The sequence below is a fragment of the Nocardia aurantia genome, assembly GCF_009604425.1.
Classification (GTDB): Bacteria; Actinomycetota; Actinomycetes; order Mycobacteriales; family Mycobacteriaceae; genus Nocardia; species Nocardia aurantia.
Genome location: NZ_WEGI01000026.1, coordinates 13721 through 31411, shown reverse-complemented (window position 1 = coordinate 31411; position 17691 = coordinate 13721). Strand labels below are relative to the sequence as shown.

The window sequence follows — 17691 nt, the reverse complement described above, 5'->3', positions numbered from 1 at the left end:
CATATCACCGTCGACGCCGGCAGGCCCGTCTGAGTCGTTTGACGCCGGTCGAGTACGAGGTCATCATGACCACACCGGCCAGTCAGGCCGCGTGACCGAAACTGTCACCGGATCCTGCAGCAGTCCCATCTGATCGAGCACCTCGCCCGGCGGCAGGTCCAGTTCGGCGACCCGCAGGCCACTGCTGAGTGCCCAGCGTCGCGCCTGCGGACGAGCGCGCCGCCACCGGATCAATCCGAGCTGAGTTGCCTTGCGCAGCAAGGCAGGTCGCAGCCTCTCGGGCTTGATCATCAAGCGGATATCACCCAAGCCGAGCGGTACCCAATCCTCGGGTCCACCCGGCAACGCGAGTAAGTCGGCGACTGTTGCCCCTTGCTCGCGGGCGGTCAACAACTCGACGATCGAGGTGAGTGAGAAGCCTCGGTCCTGCAGACGCTGCACCAGTTCGAGACGTTGTAGGTGGGAGCTGTCGTAGCGCGCGGTGCGCCCGACCCGGCGCGGCGCATGCAGCAACCCCTTCGACTGATACATCCGCACGGTACTGGTGGGCACACCGACTCGCGTGGCCAGCTCTTCGACGGTGAGGCTGGTACCTGTCGTTTGCATACATGGAGCATGCGTGGCGCCAATATTGCTAGTCAATACTGTTCTAGTAAATACTCGAATTGTCACGGCGAGCGAGCGTGGCGCTCACAGCCAGTAGTTCGATCGGCATCAAGCGCACTGCCTCGCCGAACCTCGCGTATCGACGACCATCCCCGAAACCCTCATTGCCCCGGATAACGGTCTGTTATCCCGGGCATCATCGGAGCCGGCCTGCGGCGACCCGCCGCGGCAGCGACATGAAGCGGCCCCGTTATCCGGGGCAGGCACGGAAGGGGTCCCGATGGCGGGCACGGTCACCCGGATCCGGGCGGTCGACGCCGCCGGACTCCGACACCCCACACCCACTGGCGGCCCGGCCCCGGCAAGTACCTCGGTGACCGAGACGTGTGCCCCGACACCGGGCTGGCCCGTCTTTCCTACGACCAGGCCCGCGACCTGCTCGACGCCGCGACCGCCGCTGACCTGCGGCTACGCCATATCCGCCCGAAATTCGGCCGATACTACGGTGACCCCGATCCACGGCAGCGACAACCCCACCGGCGGTTCACCTTTCGGCTCACTCGACCGTCGCGGCGCGGTGCTCGCGATGAGTGTGCCCCGGCACTGATCACACCGTTGGGGCGGGCGGGATCGCTCGCGCCGCTCAGGCCAGCGTGCTGACGATGTGCGGCAGGTCGGCGGTGGTGCGGATGCCCGGCGCGGCCGCGCACACCGCGGCGACGGCGTTCACGGCCCGGTTGGCGGTGTAGCCGGGCGAGACGGCGGCCAGCCGTTCCGGTGCGACCGGGAAGCGGATGTCGATGTCCAGCGGTGCGTCGCCGTCGACGCCGACGTGCCACCCGTCGTCGCCCCGCAGGACCCATTGCTGATCGAGATCCGTTGTGCAGTACCAGTTCGCGGTGAAGGTCAGCAGCGGCCGGCCGTCGGCGAGGCCGGTGACGGTGATCCGCTGGCCCGCGACCGTGCCCGCGGGGATCGACCCCGCCGCGACGGTGATGTCGCGGGTGGCGGTGGCCAGTTCCCCGCGGGATTCGATCGAATCCAATGGGCGGCCGAGGGTTTCGGCGAGCAGCCGGAGCGACGGGCCGAAGTTCCCGGTGATGTAGCCGAGCATGTTCTCGTCGAAATCGCCTGCGGGACGGCCGAATCCCATGATGTCGAACAGCATGATCGGCGAATCCCGGCGGGACAGGTCAGCGTATTCGTCGATGGCCAGGTGGTGCAGCCGGCGCTGGACCGAGGCCAGCACCAGCGGTAGCGCCTCGGTGATGAATCCGGGACTGCTCCCGGTGCTGTACACCGACGTCCCACCGGTCGCGCAGGCGGTCTCGACGCGCTCGCGCAATGCCGGATCCATCGTGGCCGGATTGTGGAAATCCCCGCACGTGGTGACCACGTTGATTCCGGCGGCGAGCAAACGGCACAGGTCGTCCGGATCGCACAGGATCGGCATATACAGGACGCCGTCCGGGCGTGCCGCGAGAATGGTCTCGATATCCGTCGTCGCGGTCACTCCGGTCACGGTGTCCAGGCCCGCGACCGTACCGGCGTCGCTGCCCTGTTTGCCCTCCGAGTAGACCCGTAGCCCGACCAGGGTCATATCCGGATGCTCGATGACCGACCGCAGCGCGTGCGTGCCGATCGTCCCGGTCGCCCACTGCGCGACGCGCAGGGTACGTGCGGATACGGGCTGTTCAGGGGTGGTGGCAGTCATAACTCTCTCGTCACATCCGAGTTCGCGGCCTGGGGTAGGCCGCCCTCGACAGTAACCGACTTCCGGGAAGTAAAGAACAGGATTCTTGCGATTGTCCGAATTTATGAACAATGGCCTGAGTGGCAATGCGCAGGGATGCGGGAAATATCCGCTACGCCTCTCGGAAATCGGCGTGCGGACATCCCGCGACGGTGCTCTCTATTGCTGTGCGCGCGTCGAATGTGGCTCCCGGAAATCGGGCAGCCGTGTTTCTGTCATTGTTTTCCGAATCGCGGGCGGTACCGGAACGTCGGGCGGTCGTGATTTCCGGCAATTCGGGGCCGGCTCACCGATCCGGCGCGGGGTTGTCGTGCAGGCCGCGGACCAGCAGCCGCCAGCACTCCTCGGCGACGACCAGCCGGGTCGGTGGCGCCGTTTTAAGGATCATCGCGGCGACCATGCCCACCGCGAGGAACAGATCCTGGGGGGTGACGTCGCGGCGGAAACCCTTCCGCAGTCGCTCGTCCGCGAGCTTGGCGGCGAGCAGCGCGTTGAACCGCAGCCCGATCCGCGCCAATTGCGGTTCGGGACTGGATGGTTCGAGCAGGGCCATGAACGCCGCCGATTCGGCCAGCTGTTCGATGATCATCACCATGACCTCGTCGAGAGTGGTGCCCGGCCCGGCGGCCCGCTGCTCCAGCAGGTCGACATCGTCCTCGAACACGGCCAGCGCGATGGCTTCCCGGGTCGGGAAATGCCGGTACAGGCTGGCCTGGCCGACGCCCGCCGAGCGGGCCACGCGCGCCATCGACGCCGTGTAGCCCTCCTCCGCGAACACCTCTCTGGCCGCCGCGATCAGCGCCGCGCGATTCTCCGTGGCCGCCGCCGGCCCGCGGTTGACTCGCGGCTGTGATGTCACGCACGCACCGTAGCACCAACCGGAGAGGGTTATCCGGTTTTGATCGAAGCCCTGGCATTTTTCTACCGATGGATTATTATTCCACTGGTCTAAAGAGTTGGTGGGCGAGGACGGCCCACCCAGCGAGCAGGAGCGCACATGATCAGCGTCGATTTCCGCACCCGATCCACCGGCGAGAGCACCGTCGTCGACCTCGCCACCTTCCGGGACCGGCGCCTGCCCGAACTGCTCGACCGGCACGGTCACCAGGCGGGACGGGCCGCCGAGCGCCTCGGCCTGCGCCCGCTGACCCTCCGCACCGGCGACGAGCAGCTGACCCTGGCGCCCGCCGGCGACCGGATCACCGTCCTGCGGACCGCGCCGGAAATCCTGGTCGTCGATCTGGACCCACAGACCTTCTCCGACCTGGTCCATGATGTGGTGTCGACCTTCGGCGCACAGATGACCGGCCGCGCGGAGATCGTGCGCGGCACGGTGGCCGCGTTCGTCGAATGGGAACCGGTGCTGCGCTGCCTGATCGACGGCCGGCCGGTCTACGAACCCGGCAGCATCGACTTCCGGGACCGTACCGGCGGCCCGCTCGATCCGGCCGGATCGTTCACCCTCGACGACGACCCCGCCGAGATCGGCCACTTCCTCGCGGAGACCGGATACCTGCACCTGCGGCACGTGTTCAGCACGCCGGAGATGGCACGGGTCGCCGCGGAACTGGACGCCGCCGTCGCCGAGGCCACCCGGGACGACGGCGCATCCTGGTGGGCGCGTACCGAACCCGGCGGCTGGTATCCCGCGCGGGTCCTCGGCTTCAACCACAAATCGCCGACACTGCGTGACCTGCTGCGTGATTCGCGCTTCCGTTCCCTGGCCGCCGTCACCGATGATCCCTGGCTGCAAGGAGATCCGGATCTCGACGACTGCGCGGAGGGCCTGCTGAAGAAGCCCGGTGTCGTCGAGGGCGCCTCGGATGTCAGCTGGCACAAGGACTGCACCATGGGCGGCCACAGTTACCGATGCGCCGGTCTGGTCGTGGGCATCTCGGTCACCGGCGCCGGGCCGGAGACCGGCGAACTCGGCGTGGTCCCCGGCTCGCACCGCGCCAACATCGCGACCATGGGCATCGAAGGTCTCGACCTGCCCAGGCTGCCGTTGCCCACCGGCACAGGCGATCTCACCGTGCACTGCTCCTGCACGCTGCACATGAGCCGTCCGCCGGTGCGCGGCGAACGCCGCGTGGTCTACACCGATTTGCACCTCGCCGGCAACGATCGGCAGACGCCGGACCGCGCCGAGGCGCGCCGCCGCCGAGCCGAACTCAACGATCGGGTCATCGCGCGCCACGGCACCGACGGCCACGACCGGGCGCGCCTGGCCAGCCACGACCTGTGATCGGCGCGCGTCCGGGGCGCCGGTCCGCCCCGGCAATATAGTCTGGCGGTAGTTTCCGCGCAACGGCGTGAACCCGGCCGCGATCAGGTGAGGAGCAGAGGTGAATCCGTCGACCGTCCCGAATGCCGCACGGAGACAATTCGTTCCGCCACCACCACCGCGAACCCCGAAAGCGGCCGGAACCAGGCGGCTGCTGCTGGACCTGGCCGCCCGGCTGTTCATCGAACGTGGCTACAGCGCGGTATCGATGAACGACATCGCGGTCGCGGCCGGCCTGACCAAGGGCGCCGTCTACGGACACTTCCGCTCCAAGGGCCAGCTGCTGGTCGAGGTCATCCGATGGAAGCACACCGAACGCGAGCAGTCGCCCGATTTCCTTGCGGCCCTGCAAGATCCGGACCGTGCCCTGGATCTCATGTACGACGGGGCCGGCCGTGAGATCCGCCTGCTGGACGTCGACGCCGCCGCGGCCGCCCGGCACGATCCCGATATCGCCGCGGGCATCGAAGAGCTGCATCGTGAACGCCACGAATGGATCAGGAACGCGATCGTCGGAGTCGCCGACCCCGACGTCGCCACCTGGCTGATCTTCGTCCTGTCCCTCGGCATCGGCATGCGCGAAGCCGCGGGCGCACCGCTGCCGGACTACGCCCGCCTGCGCACCGGCCTGCGCACCGCCCTGGATTCCCTCGGCGAGCCGTAACGGCTACGCCGGACCGATCCGCTCCGTGAACCAGCGGGTCAGGATCGCGTCGACCGCCGCGGCGGTCGGCCGCTGCGGAGCGGGCTCCATGCCCGGCTCATCGGCCAGCGGATGCGCCAGATCCGGCACGCTGACGTGTTCGACCGTGCCGGTGTGCGGGTTCCGCTCGCGCATCGCGGCGACGAGATCCGCGGCGTCGGCCCGGAATTCGGGATGGTCCAGTTCCCCGCTGATCAGCAGGATCGGCGGCACCGTCGTGAGTTCCCTTGTCCGGGAGACGAAGTCGAGCTCGTCGGCGACCTTCCGGGACCGGTCGGACCACTCGTACGGATGCCCGGCCATCGCCTCGACGTACCGCACCGCCGATCCCACGCGCGCGGCCGGATTCAGCAGCGCGACCGCTGCGAGCGGTATCTGCCCGGCGCACAACACCTCCAGCGCGACCGCGCCGCCGAGGGAGGCGCCGAGCACCCCGACCGGCGCATCGTCGACGGGGAGCCGATCCCGCAGTGCGGCCAGCGCGGCCGGGAACTCATCGGCCGCCTGATGGACGAACGGCGCCAGAAAGGCGGTCAACACGTCTGTGCGGGCGAGTTCGAACACCGCCTCCACGCCGCCGTCGACCATCCGCGCCCCGCACATCGGCATACCCAGATGAACCCGCCAGGCGGGCACCCCGGTCATGGGCAGCGCGGCCGCGAACGCGGCATCCGTACGCGGTGCGTCGAGCATGTGCCACGTGATGATCAGTGGCGCCGGCCCGTCGACGGCTCCGGCCGGCGGCAGCGCCGTGAACGGCACCCCCGCGGCGACACCGGTGATCGTCTCCATACTCCTCCTCGAACACGTGGCGTGAATCCCGGTGGCGGACATCAGGACGGGCTGTCCGGGGCCGGCGCCGTCCGGTCGTCCGCCACCGGGTCCGCTGGTGGCCCGACGGGGCGGCCGCCCGGGGCCTGGAAATGGTTGACCTGGGTGTTGTGGTCCCCGATCGCGCCGATGGTCGCACCGGCCGCGTGCACCACCCACGAACGATCCCCGGTGGCCGCGGTCCCGCGGAAAGCGCCGCCGCCGGTATCGATGGCGATCGACCGCTGCCCGAGGGTCCGCGCATCCCCACCGGCCTGGATCGTCGTATTGCCGTCACCGGTCACCGCCGAATCCTGAACCGCTGCCGCCGCGGTCAGCAACGGAACCAGCTGCTCGGCAACCAGGCGCGACAGTTCCACCGCCAGTGCGGGATTCGCTGTGATCACCCGCCGCAACCGCAGTTGCCACTCCACCGCGAGCGCGGCCGGCAACTGCCGATCGTCACCGGCCGCGGCGACCTCGCCGCGCAGCCGATCGAGGTCCGCTCCGACCTGCCCGGCATCGCCGAGGTCGTGCCGATGCCACCAGTCGACGACGACATCCCTTGCCCCGGACCACTCGTCGCTCGCCGTGAGCCGAACCAGCGTGGTCGCCGCACGAATCACCACAGGATCCATGAACCTGCCACCCCCTCCGCGTATCCGGTGAACGGACCACTGGCCATCGTAGCCCTCGGGCGCCGTTCATTCGGGGATGGTGTCGCCGGGGAAGCCGTGGCACGGGTGGACCTCGCAGTCCATCATTCCGGCTCGTACGCAGGGATCTTCGGCCATGATCGCCGTGGCGTCCTCGGCCGGCACGGTCATGACGGCGACACCCGCCACGGTGTCGGAGTCGACCGGGCAGAGGACGGTGATCACGCCGGCGGCGCGTAGCGACACCATGCGTCGCTGATGTTCGAGTTCGATCGCGTTCGCGCCGCTCATCGTTCGCTGCGGACCCCACCGGAGAATCGCCATGCTGAAGGGTTTCGCGGTGGCGGCCAGGGCCTGGATCTGTTCGTCGGTGACAGGGCTGCTCATGATTGCTCCTACTTGTCGATGCGCTCGGCCAGCGAGACGATGATTCCCTCGGGCCCGCGGATGTAGGCCATCCGCCACATGCCCTCGTATTCGCCGACTCCGCCGACGAGGCCGTAGCCGGCCGCCGCGGCGTATTCGACCGCGGCCCGCAGGTTTTCGACCTGGAACGCGACATTGCGCAGGCCCAGTTCGTTGGCCGGTGCGCCCGGCGAACCCGGAAGATGTTCCGGCCGTGCGAAACTCGACAGCTCCAAGGTCGTTCCGCCGCCGGGTGCGCGCAGCATGACGATTTCGGTGGCCGCGCCGCTCATGCCGATCACCGTATCCAGGAATTCGCCTTCCACGGTCATCTTCGGGTCGGCCGCCAGGCCGAGGCCGACGAAGAAGGCCGTGGCGGCGTCGAGGTCGGCGACGGTGATGCCGACGTGGTCGAAGTGCTGTACGAATCCCATCGCAGACCTTCCTGAGTTTCTCGAGGAGACGCCGAGAACCGTAACACCCCGAGTTCCCTCAGGGAACCCCGTCTGCTAGATTGGTGTCATGCAACGCACCCAGTTCGGGACGATGGCCTGCTCCATCGCGCGCACCTTGGACGTGATCGGCGAGCCCTGGTCGCCGCTGATCCTGCGCGACGTGTGGGCCGGGGTGAGCCGCTTCGACAGCATCCAGGCCGATCTCGGGATCTCCCGCAAGGTGCTCACCGAGCGGCTCAACCATCTGGTCGGACAGGGCATACTCGAGCGGCGGCCCTACGACGCCCGCCCCCGCTTCGAATACCACCTCACCGCGAAGGGTGCCGACCTCGTCGAGATGCTCATGGTCATGGTCCGATGGGGCGACCGCTGGCTCGCCGGCGAAGCCGGACCCCCCGTCCTGTACCGCCACCACGCATGCGGGGAGATCGGTCACGTCGAACCGCGGTGCAGTCATTGCGGCGAGCCGATGCACCCCGCCGACGTGGACCTGCTCCCGGGCCCGGGCTCGATACCGTGATCGCCGGTGGCGAATCCGGTACGCGCGCGGCAATCCTAGGCGTCGGGACTCTTCAGGTGGGGGCCGATCTCGGCGAGGGTCAGGGACGGGGCGAAATGGGGGTCGGTATAGCAGTGCTGGATCTCGGCGGGGTCGTGCGGGCCGAGCCGGTCTTCGCCGAGGGTGTCGCCGTCCGCGGCGGTCCACGCGGATTCCCAGATCATGGCGAGGGTGCAGGCGGCGCGGAGCATCAGGTCGGCGGTCCGGTCGCTCAGCTCGTTCCACATGGCGTCCAGCGTCGACACGAGTACGCGGCCGTCGTCGAGGTGGTTCTCGAAGCACTCCAGGATGGTTCGGGGTGGTAGGACGCCGGCTACCTCGTCCATCAGCGTGAGCGCCGCGCGTGCGGTCTCCTTACCGTTGTGGCACAGGGGAAGACCGTGCTGGACGGGCATCTTGCCGGTGATCGAATCCACCAGTTCGCCGGCTTTGCGGGTCACCATTCTGGATTCGTATGCGCTGTGCGAACCTTCGCCGAATTTCGCCGGGTCGCCGTGTGCGTCGAGTCGGTCGGTGAGCTGCCGGGGATCCCCGTCGGCCAGCACCGACCCGTGCAGCGGTTGTGACGCGTCGCCAACGTAATGTGCGCAAACGCCTGCGGCCGTGAGGAATCCGGCAACGTCCCGCTGTTCGAGCGAGGACACCATCACGTCGAACATCTGCCAGATCCGCAGCGGCAGCAGTCCTTGATGCAGCGGGTCGCGGTACTGCCGGGCGAGATCGTCCTCACCGTTGTCCTCGCAGTGTTGCGCGATGTCGGCGTAGTAGCCTTGCCACGCCCGCGCCGTGATGTTGTCCGGATCGTCGAGGCATTGCTGCCGCCAGGTCGAATTCGTCGGCGGATAGGGATCGTCGATGTCCGCGTAGTGGTTGGGGTGTTCGGGACCTTCGCTTCCGGTCGGCGTCGAGCGGTTGTCGCGTCCACCGACCCGGCTGTTGCGGGCCGGCGGCGGCCGCTTCTTCCAGATCTCGTCGGGAACGTCGGCGGCCGGGATGAATTCGCCGTTCTTCCCGCGATCGGCCAGCAGTTTCTCCAGGGTGGCGCCACCGCCGATCGTGTCGAGATCGAAGCTCAACAGCTCCAGATTCTGCGTGAGAAATGCTCTCAGCGTGGAATTTCCGACCAGTTGCGTGGCGAAGGTGGCGATGCTGTAGTGGCCGACGCGTCCCCAGTAGCCACTGACGCCGCGCGAAACATCGTTGATCAGTTCGACATTCAGCAGCCGGCACACGCTGCTGAGGTTGGTGGCCACGGCGAGGATGCGGCGTTCGTGACCGTCGGCGAGAGCCTGCCCGCCCCATTCCATCGCCAGCGGTCGCAGGTCCCGGTCCTTCAGCGGTACCGCCGGGCCGCGCGGGTGGTCGTGGGTGAGGTCGAGGCACCAGATCATGCCCGAATCGCCGTGCCGGGTGCTCGCGCCGTCGGGGCTGATCAGGAAGTCACCGATGTAGTCGAAACCGCCGACCGATCGGTATCGGTAGAAGAAGGCTTTGATCCGGCCGCGCAGCAGGCCCGAGGCGGCGCCGTAGCCGACGACCGGGCGGTCGATGAGCCGTAGCGACAAATTTCGCTCGTGGACGTCCTCGATCGGGCCCAGCGGTGGCAGGCCGTAGATGTTGCTGGTCCAATTGTTGATGTCGTCGAGCCGGATCAGACCGGCGTCGACCGTGGACATCGAACGGCGACTGGGGAATTCGGGATAGACCGTCGCGAAGTCGACACCGGAGATCTGCCGGTCGCTGTGACCGACCGTCACCGGGCCGTGCCGGAGCATGCTGGTCACCGGGGTCTGCGGATCACCGCACACATGCGCGGCGGTCAGCGCGTACAGGTAGTGCCCGTCGCCGACCAGGCAACCGGCGGTGGCGAGATGCTCGACGCCCTGGGACATCACCCGAAGCGGCAACCCACCACCCATTTTCCAGGCGGGCCGCACATCCGGCGGCGGCGCGGATTCCGCCGCGCGGTCCGGCTCCACCTGCACGACACACACCGGGACCGCCTGTCCGTCCGGGAGGAACAGTGTTTTCGGGACCATCTGTGCCGGACTGTATTTCCCGCCGGCGGAGAATTCGTCCTCGTCCTCCCAGCGCGAAACCAGCACCAGCACACACGGCCACGAGTAGTCGCGAACCGAGGAGTTGGCGAATGTCCGTGCCGGGCTTCTCGTCCGGGAGGTGGATTTCGCCGGCCGGGTATGGCCATCGGTATCCGGATCGCCCTCGTCGCGGACGAGATAGTAACCCACGGCGGTGCCGATGACGTTCGCCTTGTTCATCAAGTGGAAATGGTAGGCATCGCGAGCGCGCAACAGATCGGCGAGATTCAGCTGGGAATAGTCGTAATGCAGTGCGAGTGGATCTTGCCGGTCCGAACGATCTGTTCTCTTGGCCACGATGGTGTTCTCCCTCCGGGACGTTGCCGACGGAGAGCCGGGCCGACGGGCGAGTACGGAGAGAATTTCGATATCGTGCCCGGCTACCGGTCATACGGTTTATTCGTGGACCACACTTGCTCACAGGACTGTATCGAAATGATACGCCCGCCGGACATGGCCGCAAAAGAGGCCGTTCTCCGCTTTATCATCCCCCTCGTCGGCACCATCCCGTCCGCCCCAGGAGAGCGCATGCGCTACGAGGATGCATTCGGTGTGACATCGGCGCAGTCGCGTTCCCGTATTGCCCGGACGATGCTCGCACTCGCGGCCGTCGCCGGCGGAGCGGCGATCGCCGCATCCTGTTTCCGGTCCGCGAATCCGGCCGATCTTCCCCGCTACGCGTATCGCGATCGAGGCGATCCGGCCGGGCCCGTCCCGGCGTGGATCGAGGCGGTCAGGCAACACCTGCCCGCCGCCCTGGCCGCCGATATCGGGCTCGTCCTCGGCTGTGGGCTGGTACTCGGCGGGTGCGCGTGGATATTCCGGCTGTGGGCGATTTCCCGGTTCGGGCGAACGACTTCGGTGTATGTACTCGTCGCGGTCGGAATCGTGGTCGTGGCGGGTCTCGCCGAGGACGGACTGCTCTACTGGACCCTGCGCTGGAAACCCAATCCGGCCCCGCTGGTCATCGCGACCGCGGCGATGGCGACGATCAAATGGGCCACCGTTCTGCTCGTGACGATCGGTGGCGTACCCGCGGTGGCCGGTATCGGGCTGCGCGCGCTCTGGGCCGGGTATGTGCGAATCCGGCACCGGACGTCGAATTGGTGGGACCGCGTGTGGGTGGAAATGCAACTGCCACCCGGATCACCCTCGGAGCAGGGTGGATCCGGCCTCGACGAAACGAGTTGGCGCCGCGCATACAACGTTCCCGGGGCCCAGGAATTGATCGATGCGCGCAAACCGGAACCGGTGCAAGGTATTTGCCTGTCCGGCGGTGGGGTGCGGTCGGCGTGCGTCGCGATGGGCGCCATGCAGGAGTTCTCGAAGGCCCCGGCGCTCGCGGGACCGCGGGATGCCCGGCTGATCGACACCGCCGATTATGTGATCTCGGTATCCGGTGGCGGTTACAGCGCCGGCGCCCGGCTGCTGGCCGTGCAGCCACTCGGCGGCGGAACCGATTCGCCGTTGTTGTCCCAGCGATTCGAGCAGGGGTCGCCGGAGTTCGACTATTTCCGCCGGCACTCGAGCTATATCGCGGACTCGCCGGCGGAACTGATCCGGGCGCTGTGGGAAGTCCTCAAGAATCTGCTCGCCTCGATGATCATCCTGTTCACGCCGCCCGTCGTACTGGGTGCGGTGGCCGGCTATCTGCTCGCGCTCCCCTATTTCTCCTTCGCGGTACTCGTCCCGGTGCCGAGCGCGGTGCGGATCGATCCGGCGCACCCGGAAAGGTATCTGGCGGCGTTGTTCTCGCATCCGGCATCGTGGGGTGCGGTGGTGGTATTCGCTGTCGGCGCGGGGCTGCTGACGCTGTGGGCGATTCTGGTGGAATGCAATTCGGCGAGCCCGCGCAGTGAGCAGATGCGGATCAGGGCGTTGCGCCGGGGGCGGGCCAGCGCGCTGTTCGCGCTGCTGGTTCTGCTGGTGATCGCCGGCCTGCCGGGGTTGATGCGATTCTGTTCTACGGTGAGCGTTCCCGTCGGCGCCACGGTGGCGACCCTCACCGGTGTCGTGGGCCTGAACTACGTGGCGGCGATCGCGGCGATCGCGTGGAAGCGGAGAAATACGCTGCCCCTGAGCGAGGTGACCGAGTTGTCGTGGTGGAAACGGGTGCTGCCGCCCAGTGTGCTGCGGCTGACGCTGGTGCTGGTGACCCTCGCGATTCTGCTCGCGGTGTGGCTGATCATGCTGGGCAGTTTCGCGGCAGGCGTTTTCGGACGTGTCACCGCCGACGGGCACCGAGTGGACATCGATCGGGTGCCGTACTGGCAGTTGTGGCTCGTGGTCCTGCTCCTGACGGTGATGTCCTTCGGCCTGGTGGATGTCACGTCGCTGAGTTTGCATCCGTTCTACCGGCTGAGATTGGCGCACACGTTCGCGGTCCGGCGGGTGCCGTCATCGCGCCGCCCCGGGGAATGGCGGGCCGAGGGGTACCGCAGTGACGAATGGACCCGCTTGGACGAGGTCGGCAGCGTGCCGGCCGGCGGGCCCCGATTCGTCTTCGCCGCCGCGGCGACGCTCAGCGGCGACGCCAAACCGGCGCCGGGACTGAATGCGGTGTCCTACGCGCTGAGCGCCGATTACATCGGCGGCCCGGAACTCGGGTGGCTGCGAACCCGCGAGTTGATCGACGTGGCGCCACCCCGGATCAAACGGGATCTCACCGTCGAGGCCGCGATGGCGGTGAGCGGCGCGGCCTTCGCCTCGGCGATGGGCCGGCAGAATCGGGGATTCCAGAAACTGCTCGCGGTATCGGGTGCGCGCCTGGGAACCTGGCTGCCCAACCCGAATTTCGTCGCCAAGCTGGTCTGCGCCGGACCGGGAGATTGCGCCGACCCGGCGGACAACCAGGCGCCGCTGCCGAAGCTGCTGCCGAAAATCCGTGGCGCCGGGTACTTCTACCGAGAATTGTTCGGCCTCAACTACGGTGACGCGCGACTGGTCCAGGTCACCGACGGCGGTCACTACGAGAACCTGGGACTGGTGGAGGCCCTGCGCCGCCGCTGCGGGCTGATCATCTGCGTCGACGGCGGCGGTGACGCCCCGCCGCTGCTGAGCGGACTGAGCGACGCGATGCGACTGGCGGAATACGAACTGGGCGTGACGATCACGTTCGACAGCGAGGGTGACTACCCCGTCGACAACATCGCCCCGGGTTCCGGCACGCCGTTCGAACAGGGACATCCGCTGGCCCGCCTGAACCGCCGGCTGACGGCGGGAACGGTCGCCGCCGGCCGGATCACCTACCCGGCCGCCGCCGGCCTGGACAACCGCGAGGGCCTGCTCATCTTCACCAAAGCCGTTGTGTGGGAGGGCTGTCCGGAATGGCTGCTGACCTACGCCGCCGCGAACGACAGCTTCCCGCACGATCCGACAACCGACCAATGGTTCACCGAGGACCATTTCGCCGCGTACACCGAACTGGGCCGGATCATGGGCAGGGAAGCCGTGCGATGCGCCGAGGCGTTCGGACTGATCCGAGACCGCTGACCGTATCCTCGCCCCCCTCACCAGAAGTCAGGACAAGTTTCCCCCGGACAAGCCCCGAGTGCCCATCCGCCGCCGCACGCGCAGCACACACGTCAGCATCGGGAGAACGAATTCCGCACCGGCACCGAGGTCCAGCACGCGCGGACCGGGCGCATGGCCCAGTGCCCACCGCACCGCGGCCGGCGCTCGCCCGGGCGGTGCTCGGCGTACTCGCCCGCCGCTCGCCCGAACGACAACCCCAGAACGAACTCATCCACTATGTGTAACTCCACCCGCAATGCCTGCAACTCATCACGCCGGCCGGAATCGCCTCACCGCAGGACAAGGAACGCATGCCGACCTCCGTCCCAGACGGCGTGGACGAACCCGACGAGCCGATCGTCGACAAACGCGCCGACCCACGATCGGCTGTGCCGCTCCAGGCGCGCCTGCCAAGGGCTCTGCACGTGATCACCACCGAATGCGTCGGTGTGGAGCCGCGAGAGCGCTTCGTCGTCGACAACGAAACGGATGCGGAGATCCACGATCATGCGGCAGCATCCTCTCGGTAGCCTGCCGGTGATGATGCCACGGCAGCTGTTTGGGCCAATCCTTGTGGCGCTCAGGCTGACTCACAGTCCGATTTGAGGGTTGACCATACGACGCAGCGCTCCTCGGCCCCGCCGTTCCGATCACGGCCCGTCACGATTCCGCCCGGACGCCGAACAGCGGCAAGCACTCCGGCAGACCGGTCACGTCGACCGGGACGCTGCGATGGGCTTCCCAGCGAGCGCGCGTCAGCCGCAGCCGTCGCATGACCGCGGGTTTTCCGCGCACCGCGTGCACCTCGAGGCCGTCCTGCTCGTATCCGAGTTTGCGGGAAACCCCATAGGATTTCGAATTGTCCTCGAACGCGCCTGACACCGCAGACTCGGCCCCGAGCCACGCGAAGGCCAACTCCAGCACCGCTGCCCGCATCTCCGTCCCGATGCCTCGGCCGTGACAGCTCCGGCCGAGCCAGGATCCCGTACCCACCTCGGAGCAGACCGCGAAGTCCTTCGCGCTGATCGTCTGGGTACCGACGATCTCCCCGTCCATGAAAACGGCGAAGTTCAATGTCCACTCATCGACCCGCCATTCGGCCCAGCATCGCCAATGCCACCGCAGCACCCGCCGCGCGCGCTCGTCCGGCTCCGCATCTGTCCACGGCACAGCGAACGGCTGCACCGCCGGATCGTGCACGCCGGCAGCGGCCAGTCCGGCAAGCGCGCCCAACTCCGCCAGATCGGGCACCCGCAGTTCCAGACGCGTTGTCCGCAAACGCAATCCGGCCAGAGGCCAATACGTCATCAAGCTCATGGATGTCATCATCGCGCCGGACAGTGTTCGCGGCCACAAGGTTTCACGCCGAACCCGATCTCCGTGAACTGATTGTCGCGCAGGAACTCCCGGATCTCGATCGGCATCACCACCGCCTCGCCATCAAGTCGCAGCAACCGGTAACCATGCTCCCGCCGGAGCAGTCGGCACGTCGGTCACCGTATCTCCGTTGCCGTCCTTCGGATTCCGGCTCTACTGTGGTCCGATGACGTCGGTCAGGCAGGTCCAGATCACCTTCGACTGTGCCGAACCCGAACGTGTCGCCCGTTTCTGGTCCGAGGTACTGGGTTACGAGCACCGCGGATTCGCCTGTGTCGATCCCTTGGGCGCCGGCCCTCGCCTGTACTTCCAGCGTGTGCCCGAGGGCAAGGTGGTGAAGAACCGGCTGCATCTCGACGTGCGGGTGGGCACCGGACTCGTGGGTGACGAGCGGGTGACCGCACTGGAGTCCGAATGCGCACGACTGGTCGCGCTCGGCGCGGTCCGCGTACGATTACTGCGCGCCGACGGCGTCAACGAGTCCTGCCTCGACTGAGGGCGGCTCGAGTACAGGCACAGTTCACGAGGCCGCTGCCACGGTCGATCCTGTTGCCGTAGTGATCCACCAGCCGCGTGACGCCAGCGCGGCGAGCCCGGCGCCGGCGGCGTTGATCAGCACGTCGTCCACGGACGACACGCGGTCCAGGCGCAGGACGTACTGCGCGACCTCCACCGCGACCGAGCAGCCCGCCGCGAGCGCCAGGATCCGCGGCACCGACGCCAGTTCCGCGAACCGCAGCGGTGCGAAGAATCCCAGTGCCGCGAAAACGAGTATGTTGCCGACGATCTGGATCGTCGCGGTCATCGGGCCACTCCCGAGAACCGCGAACAGATCCCGCAGCGGTACAAGGCTGATGCGGCCGGGAACCTTACCGGCCTGTTCGCCCGGAACCATGATCATCCAAATCCACGGCGCCGTCCCGTAGACCATGCCGACCTCGGCGATCGACTTGCGCCACGCCCATGCCGGCGCGGTGCCGCGAGCGATCCGCCGGTGCGCGAGGGCCCACACCACCAGCCCGGCCGGCGGCAGCGCGACCACCGTCAGAAGGACCACTCCGGTGAAGGAATAGAGCCAGAAATCCCAGTCCAAGACGACGCCGCCGCCATTTCTCGACCGAAGTGGCATCATGACCGGTCGGCCAATGATGTACGCGACGAGCGTATTCGAAACTCGATATGTCGGCGATACACGGCTCGGCTCCCAGAACGGCGAAAGCGGCGAAGGATTCCGGGTGTCACCGGATCGGTAGTATGTGGTGACCACGCTTGGAAGGGGAGTCCATGACGGCGAACGGTCACGGAGAGCAGGGCGAGGATCCGCGCGCCCGCTGGCGCCATCTGCCCGCCGAACCCGACCCCGCCTCCTTCGTCGAGGAAACCGACGTCGACGGGCGCTCGTCGAGCTTCCTCGTACCCGCCGTCGACCCCGCACAGGACTTCACTCGCCTCTACGGCTAGCGAGCCGATCCCCAATGCCGGGTCGCCCACTTATGTTGGCCGGCAACGCATCTCACTTGGATTCGAGTCGTCCGATCGGATAGCGGTCGCCGGCGAGGGCCGCGCGGGCCGTGTTCCAGCCGGAGCTGTCGATGCCGAGGGCGTGCCGTAGGTAGGCGACGGTGACCTGCTGGACGAGCGCGACGTGTGCGGGGTTCTCGTCGGTGGTCTCGGCGACCTCGTAACCGGAGATGCCACCGAGGAAGTGCTGGGCGCCGATGAGGGTCAGCAGGCTCTTGTCGCCGGTGCCGAGGGTGTAGGGGTCGACGGTCCAAGCCGGTCCCCGGGTGGTCAGGGGGAGGTCGTCGGCGTCGCCGGCGACCACGAGGGCCGGTGCGGTCATGTGGGAGAAATCCGGGTTCCGCAGCCACGGGAGGTTGTCGGTGGCGAAGGGAGTCAGGGCGTCGCCGCCCCTTCCGGCGGTGGCCAGGAGGATGCCCGCCGTCACGCGGGGGTCGGACAGGTCTTCGGCGGTTCCGGTCAGTGGGTCGGTGACCCGCAGGCCCAGTAGGACGGCGGCGGTCTGGCCGCCGAAGGAGTGACCGGCCGAGGCGATGCGGCTGTGGTCCAGGCGCCCGGCCAGGCCGGGGACGGCCGCCTCCAGCGCGTCGAGATTGTCGAGGATGCGGGTCATGTCGTCGACGCGGTATCGCCACATCCGGGGATCGTGAGCGTCGCTCGCGACCACGTTCAGCCGCCTCGAATCCAGATGGGTGGTCTGGAACACCGCGAACCCGTGCGCGGCCCAGTGGTCTACCAGGGGTCCGTAACCGTCCAGGTTCGAGCCGAACCCGTGCGCGAAGACGATGATCGGCAGGTTGTGGCCGGTAACCGGCGCGGTGACGCGGACCGGCAGGTCCGCGCCGCGCCCGGGGGCCGGCAGCACGATCGGTTTGACCGAGACGATCGGGGTGGCGGCCGTGCTGTTCACAGTGGTCATGCGGGTACGCTAAAACCTGACGTTGACGTCA

The 17691-nt window shown here is 67.7% G+C and carries 19 protein-coding genes; 6 read left to right on the top strand and 13 right to left on the bottom strand.

Annotated features, from left to right (window positions below; all coding sequences use genetic code 11):
• Window positions 1-63 precede the first annotated feature (63 nt).
• The 3 genes from NRB56_RS37590 to NRB56_RS37580 all read right to left on the bottom strand — a co-directional run bounded on the left by NRB56_RS37590 (window position 64) and on the right by NRB56_RS37580 (window position 3218).
• Window positions 64-606, bottom strand: coding sequence for a MerR family transcriptional regulator (locus tag NRB56_RS37590; RefSeq protein WP_227838671.1), 543 nt, complete (start codon window positions 604-606; stop codon window positions 64-66).
• A 643-nt stretch (window positions 607-1249) separates the two neighbouring features.
• Window positions 1250-2320, bottom strand: coding sequence for an NAD(P)H-dependent amine dehydrogenase family protein (locus tag NRB56_RS37585; RefSeq protein WP_153349149.1), 1071 nt, complete (start codon window positions 2318-2320; stop codon window positions 1250-1252).
• A 325-nt stretch (window positions 2321-2645) separates the two neighbouring features.
• Window positions 2646-3218: a TetR/AcrR family transcriptional regulator gene (locus NRB56_RS37580; RefSeq protein ID WP_319944099.1), complete on the bottom strand. Its 573-nt coding sequence runs from the start codon at window positions 3216-3218 to the stop codon at window positions 2646-2648.
• 138 nt (window positions 3219-3356) lie between these two features.
• On the opposite strand from NRB56_RS37580, the gene NRB56_RS37575 reads away from it, so the two are divergent.
• Both NRB56_RS37575 and NRB56_RS37570 read left to right on the top strand, forming a co-directional pair.
• Window positions 3357-4604, top strand: a complete 1248-nt coding sequence (locus tag NRB56_RS37575; protein WP_153349148.1) for a phytanoyl-CoA dioxygenase family protein — start codon at window positions 3357-3359, stop codon at window positions 4602-4604.
• 100 nt (window positions 4605-4704) lie between these two features.
• A complete protein-coding gene (locus NRB56_RS37570; RefSeq protein WP_319944098.1) occupies window positions 4705-5307 on the top strand; it encodes a TetR/AcrR family transcriptional regulator in 603 nt (200 codons plus the stop codon).
• Window positions 5308-5310: 3 nt separating this feature from the next.
• Here NRB56_RS37570 and NRB56_RS37565 read toward each other — a convergent pair whose 3' ends face one another.
• The 4 genes from NRB56_RS37565 to NRB56_RS37550 form a co-directional block, all read right to left on the bottom strand.
• Window positions 5311-6138, bottom strand: a complete 828-nt coding sequence (locus tag NRB56_RS37565) for an alpha/beta hydrolase family protein (protein WP_153349147.1) — start codon at window positions 6136-6138, stop codon at window positions 5311-5313.
• 41 nt (window positions 6139-6179) lie between these two features.
• Entirely contained in the window at window positions 6180-6794 is a 615-nt protein-coding gene (locus NRB56_RS37560; protein ID WP_153349146.1) for a hypothetical protein, read from the bottom strand.
• Window positions 6795-6860: 66 nt separating this feature from the next.
• On the bottom strand, window positions 6861-7199 hold the full coding sequence (locus NRB56_RS37555) for a YciI family protein (RefSeq protein ID WP_153349145.1): 339 nt from the start codon (window positions 7197-7199) through the stop codon (window positions 6861-6863).
• Between the two features lie 8 nt (window positions 7200-7207).
• Window positions 7208-7651, bottom strand: coding sequence for a VOC family protein (locus tag NRB56_RS37550; protein ID WP_153349144.1), 444 nt, complete (start codon window positions 7649-7651; stop codon window positions 7208-7210).
• An 88-nt stretch (window positions 7652-7739) separates the two neighbouring features.
• Between NRB56_RS37550 and NRB56_RS37545 the strand changes: the two genes are divergently transcribed.
• Window positions 7740-8192 (top strand): winged helix-turn-helix transcriptional regulator, encoded by a 453-nt coding sequence (locus NRB56_RS37545; RefSeq protein ID WP_153349143.1) that lies wholly within the window; start codon window positions 7740-7742, stop codon window positions 8190-8192.
• A 35-nt stretch (window positions 8193-8227) separates the two neighbouring features.
• On the opposite strand, the gene NRB56_RS37540 is transcribed toward NRB56_RS37545, so the two are convergent.
• Window positions 8228-10627: a phospholipase C/P1 nuclease family protein gene (locus tag NRB56_RS37540; RefSeq protein ID WP_153349142.1), complete on the bottom strand. Its 2400-nt coding sequence runs from the start codon at window positions 10625-10627 to the stop codon at window positions 8228-8230.
• Between the two features lie 156 nt (window positions 10628-10783).
• Between NRB56_RS37540 and NRB56_RS37535 the strand changes: the two genes are divergently transcribed.
• Window positions 10784-13822, top strand: a complete 3039-nt coding sequence (locus NRB56_RS37535) for a hypothetical protein (RefSeq protein WP_153349141.1) — start codon at window positions 10784-10786, stop codon at window positions 13820-13822.
• Between the two features lie 311 nt (window positions 13823-14133).
• On the opposite strand, the gene NRB56_RS37525 is transcribed toward NRB56_RS37535, so the two are convergent.
• The 3 genes from NRB56_RS37525 to NRB56_RS39965 all read right to left on the bottom strand — a co-directional run bounded on the left by NRB56_RS37525 (window position 14134) and on the right by NRB56_RS39965 (window position 15297).
• The gene (locus NRB56_RS37525) at window positions 14134-14352 is read right to left on the bottom strand and encodes a hypothetical protein (protein WP_194291140.1); all 219 of its coding nucleotides are present in this window, start codon (window positions 14350-14352) and stop codon (window positions 14134-14136) included.
• Window positions 14353-14503: 151 nt separating this feature from the next.
• Window positions 14504-15160 carry a GNAT family N-acetyltransferase gene (locus NRB56_RS37520; protein WP_227838670.1) on the bottom strand — a complete coding sequence of 219 codons (657 nt, stop codon included), beginning with the start codon at window positions 15158-15160 and terminating at the stop codon, window positions 14504-14506.
• Window positions 15161-15168: 8 nt separating this feature from the next.
• On the bottom strand, window positions 15169-15297 hold the full coding sequence (locus tag NRB56_RS39965) for a hypothetical protein (RefSeq protein ID WP_264767106.1): 129 nt from the start codon (window positions 15295-15297) through the stop codon (window positions 15169-15171).
• An 89-nt stretch (window positions 15298-15386) separates the two neighbouring features.
• Here NRB56_RS39965 and NRB56_RS37515 point away from each other — a divergent pair, with 89 nt between their 5' ends.
• Entirely contained in the window at window positions 15387-15716 is a 330-nt protein-coding gene (locus tag NRB56_RS37515; protein ID WP_153349139.1) for a VOC family protein, read from the top strand.
• Window positions 15717-15740: 24 nt separating this feature from the next.
• Here NRB56_RS37515 and NRB56_RS37510 read toward each other — a convergent pair whose 3' ends face one another.
• Complete coding sequence (locus NRB56_RS37510) at window positions 15741-16277, bottom strand: VanZ family protein (protein WP_319944097.1); 537 nt, start codon at window positions 16275-16277, stop codon at window positions 15741-15743.
• Window positions 16278-16504: 227 nt separating this feature from the next.
• Here NRB56_RS37510 and NRB56_RS37505 point away from each other — a divergent pair, with 227 nt between their 5' ends.
• Window positions 16505-16681 (top strand): hypothetical protein, encoded by a 177-nt coding sequence (locus tag NRB56_RS37505; RefSeq protein WP_153349138.1) that lies wholly within the window; start codon window positions 16505-16507, stop codon window positions 16679-16681.
• A gap of 52 nt (window positions 16682-16733) precedes the next feature.
• On the opposite strand, the gene NRB56_RS37500 is transcribed toward NRB56_RS37505, so the two are convergent.
• Complete coding sequence (locus tag NRB56_RS37500; protein WP_153349137.1) at window positions 16734-17660, bottom strand: alpha/beta hydrolase family protein; 927 nt, start codon at window positions 17658-17660, stop codon at window positions 16734-16736.
• Between the last annotated feature and the right edge of the window lie 31 nt (window positions 17661-17691).

Bases quoted from the DNA above. Each gene is read 5' to 3' on its own strand.
- NRB56_RS37590 (WP_227838671.1), bottom strand. From the start codon at position 606: ATGCAAACGACAGGTACCAGCCTCACCGTCGAAGAGCTGGCCACGCGA.
- NRB56_RS37585 (WP_153349149.1), bottom strand. From the start codon at position 2,320: ATGACTGCCACCACCCCTGAACAGCCCGTATCCGCACGTACCCTGCGC.
- NRB56_RS37575 (WP_153349148.1), top strand. From the start codon at position 3,357: ATGATCAGCGTCGATTTCCGCACCCGATCCACCGGCGAGAGCACCGTC.
- NRB56_RS37565 (WP_153349147.1), bottom strand. From the start codon at position 6,138: ATGGAGACGATCACCGGTGTCGCCGCGGGGGTGCCGTTCACGGCGCTG.
- NRB56_RS37560 (WP_153349146.1), bottom strand. From the start codon at position 6,794: ATGGATCCTGTGGTGATTCGTGCGGCGACCACGCTGGTTCGGCTCACG.
- NRB56_RS37555 (WP_153349145.1), bottom strand. From the start codon at position 7,199: ATGAGCAGCCCTGTCACCGACGAACAGATCCAGGCCCTGGCCGCCACC.
- NRB56_RS37550 (WP_153349144.1), bottom strand. From the start codon at position 7,651: ATGGGATTCGTACAGCACTTCGACCACGTCGGCATCACCGTCGCCGAC.
- NRB56_RS37545 (WP_153349143.1), top strand. From the start codon at position 7,740: ATGCAACGCACCCAGTTCGGGACGATGGCCTGCTCCATCGCGCGCACC.
- NRB56_RS37535 (WP_153349141.1), top strand. From the start codon at position 10,784: ATGGCCGCAAAAGAGGCCGTTCTCCGCTTTATCATCCCCCTCGTCGGC.
- NRB56_RS37525 (WP_194291140.1), bottom strand. From the start codon at position 14,352: ATGATCGTGGATCTCCGCATCCGTTTCGTTGTCGACGACGAAGCGCTC.
- NRB56_RS37520 (WP_227838670.1), bottom strand. From the start codon at position 15,160: ATGAGCTTGATGACGTATTGGCCTCTGGCCGGATTGCGTTTGCGGACA.
- NRB56_RS37515 (WP_153349139.1), top strand. From the start codon at position 15,387: ATGACGTCGGTCAGGCAGGTCCAGATCACCTTCGACTGTGCCGAACCC.
- NRB56_RS37505 (WP_153349138.1), top strand. From the start codon at position 16,505: ATGACGGCGAACGGTCACGGAGAGCAGGGCGAGGATCCGCGCGCCCGC.
- NRB56_RS37500 (WP_153349137.1), bottom strand. From the start codon at position 17,660: ATGACCACTGTGAACAGCACGGCCGCCACCCCGATCGTCTCGGTCAAA.